Genomic DNA, 2,115 nt, shown 5'->3' with positions numbered 1-2,115 from the left:
TCAGTCACCTGATGTACTGGCTGAAACACCGCTTTCGCGAGCAAGCCCGCTCCCACATTGGATTCCCGTCGTGCTTACGACCTCGTCTGTACATGCCGCCCCAACTCATCAAACAACGTCACCACCGAACGCAACGCCCGGCAATCGGGGCGGGTGAGCAGCCACAGCGCCGTATCATGCCCAGCCAGCGGCGGTCCCAACGGCTGCAACCCTTCATCCAACAAGAAATCCGGCAACGCCGCCACGCCCAGCCCTGCGCGCACCAGTTCGGTGACCGACAACATGCTGTTGCAGCGATAACCGAGGCGTACACCCGGCAAGTGCTCGCGGCGCCAGGCGACGGTCGGGTGATCCGGCAGGAAGTCGTCTGGCGCGATCCACGTCAACTCGGCCAGCTCACGCCCCGCGTGCTGGCGGGCATAAGCCGGACTGGCACAGACCTGATAGGCGACTTCACCGAGGCAGCGTCCTACGAGATGCTCCGGCGGTGTCTTGGTCAGACGCAGGGCAATATCCGCATCACGGCGGCTGAGGTTGGCGAAATCATTCGAGGTGCTGAGCTCCAGGGTCAGCGCCGGGTAATCCGGCATGAACTGCGCCAGCGCCGGCAACAGCAAACCTTGCAGCACCGAGTCGGTGCAGGTCAGGCGCACCGTGCCGCTGATTACTTCACCGCCCTGCTCCACACCAATGCGCGCAGCCTCCAGGGCCTGTTCGGCGCGCTCGGCCTGCTGTGCCAGGTCCCGGGCCAGGCTGGTGGGCAGGTAGCCCGTGCGGCTTTTTTCAAACAGCGTCTGGCCCAGCGCCGCCTCCAGGCGCCGCACCGCGCGAAACACCGTGGACACATCCACCCGCAATAACCCCGCCGCTCGCGCCAGGGTGCCACCGCGTACCAACGCGAGAATCAGCGACAAGTCCGCGTAGTCGATTTGATAGTGCGCTGCTGCATTGAACATATGGGTAAACGCCAATATTGATTGCGCGAACGCCAATCTATAGTGCGCTCCAGGACACCACAAGCCATGGGACGCACACGATGAAAAGCACGACGCTGAACCTCGCCCTGATCGGCGACTACACCCCTGAAGTGACCGCGCACCAGGCCATTCCCGTGGCGCTGCAACAGGCCGCCGACGCACTCGACCTGACGGTTCACCTGCACTGGCTCGATACCGATACGCGCCCGGCACTGCAAGGCTTCGACGGTTTCTGGTGCGTGCCCGCCAGCCCCTACCGCGACCTCGACGGCGCCCTGCGGGCTATCCGTTTTGCCCGCGAGCAGCGGCGACCTTTCCTCGGCACTTGTGCCGGTTTTCAACACGCGCTACTGGAATATGCGCGCAACGTATTGGGTTGGGCAGATGCCGAGCATGGCGAGTTGGCGCCCCAGGCCAAGCGCGCCGTGATCGCGCCGTTGAGCTGCGCGTTGGTGGAAGCGGTCGACAGCGTGCGTTTGGCGCCCTACACCCGTATCGCCGAGGCTTACGGCGCGTTGGATCTGCACGAGGGTTACCGGTGCCGCTACGGGGCAAACCCAGCGTTCCTCGATGCCCTGCTCGAAGGCAACCTGATCCCCAGCGGCCATGACGCCACGGGCGATCTGCGTGCGGTGGAATTGCTCGACCACCCGTTCTTCGTTGCCACCTTGTTCCAACCCGAACGCGCCGCACTCAAGGGCATCACCCCGCCGCTGGCCGTGGCGTTGCTCAAGGCTTGCCAGGCGGTGTCGGCATGATCGCCCACACACCCGCCCCGCCCTACTACGCGGTGATTTTCAGCTCGTTGCGCACCGCGGGTGATAACGGCTACGGCGAAGCTGCCACGCGCATGCTGGAACTGGCGCGTGAACAGCCGGGGTTTCTCGGGGTGGAATCGGCGCGGGAGGATGGGTTGGGGATTACCGTGTCGTATTGGGAAAGCGAAGCGGCGATCCTCGCGTGGAAGCAGCAGGCCGAGCACCAGGCGGTGCGCGAGCAAGGTCGGGCCCGTTGGTATTCGGCGTTCCAGACCCGGGTGTGCAAAGTCGAGCGAGCCTACACATTTCAAAACTGAAATGCTGACCCTGTGGGAGCTGGCTTGTGTGGGAGCGGGCTTGCTCGCGAATGCGGTGGGTCA

3 protein-coding genes are annotated in these 2,115 nt (G+C 64.3%); 2 read left to right on the top strand and 1 reads right to left on the bottom strand.

Going from position 1 to position 2,115, the window contains the following annotated elements; genetic code table 11:
* Positions 1-74: 74 nt before the first annotated feature.
* Positions 75-956 (bottom strand): LysR family transcriptional regulator, encoded by an 882-nt coding sequence (locus NUV89_RS29395; protein WP_257784076.1) that lies wholly within the window; start codon positions 954-956, stop codon positions 75-77.
* Between the two features lie 80 nt (positions 957-1,036).
* On the opposite strand from NUV89_RS29395, the gene NUV89_RS29390 reads away from it, so the two are divergent.
* Positions 1,037-1,735 (top strand): CTP synthase, encoded by a 699-nt coding sequence (locus NUV89_RS29390; RefSeq protein ID WP_257784075.1) that lies wholly within the window; start codon positions 1,037-1,039, stop codon positions 1,733-1,735.
* Positions 1,732-2,052, top strand: a complete 321-nt coding sequence (locus NUV89_RS29385; protein ID WP_257784074.1) for an antibiotic biosynthesis monooxygenase — start codon at positions 1,732-1,734, stop codon at positions 2,050-2,052. Before NUV89_RS29390 ends, NUV89_RS29385 begins: the two co-directional genes overlap by 4 nt.
* Positions 2,053-2,115: the final 63 nt, after the last annotated feature.

The organism is Pseudomonas sp. 18.1.10 (assembly GCF_024655625.1).
Lineage (GTDB): Bacteria > Pseudomonadota > Gammaproteobacteria > Pseudomonadales > Pseudomonadaceae > Aquipseudomonas.
This window is presented reverse-complemented; position numbering and strand designations above follow the sequence as displayed.

Excerpts from the sequence above, each read along its gene's own strand:
- NUV89_RS29395 (WP_257784076.1), bottom strand. The coding sequence starts at position 956 with ATGTTCAATGCAGCAGCGCACTATCAAATCGACTACGCGGACTTGTCG.
- NUV89_RS29390 (WP_257784075.1), top strand. The coding sequence starts at position 1,037 with ATGAAAAGCACGACGCTGAACCTCGCCCTGATCGGCGACTACACCCCT.
- NUV89_RS29385 (WP_257784074.1), top strand. The coding sequence starts at position 1,732 with ATGATCGCCCACACACCCGCCCCGCCCTACTACGCGGTGATTTTCAGC.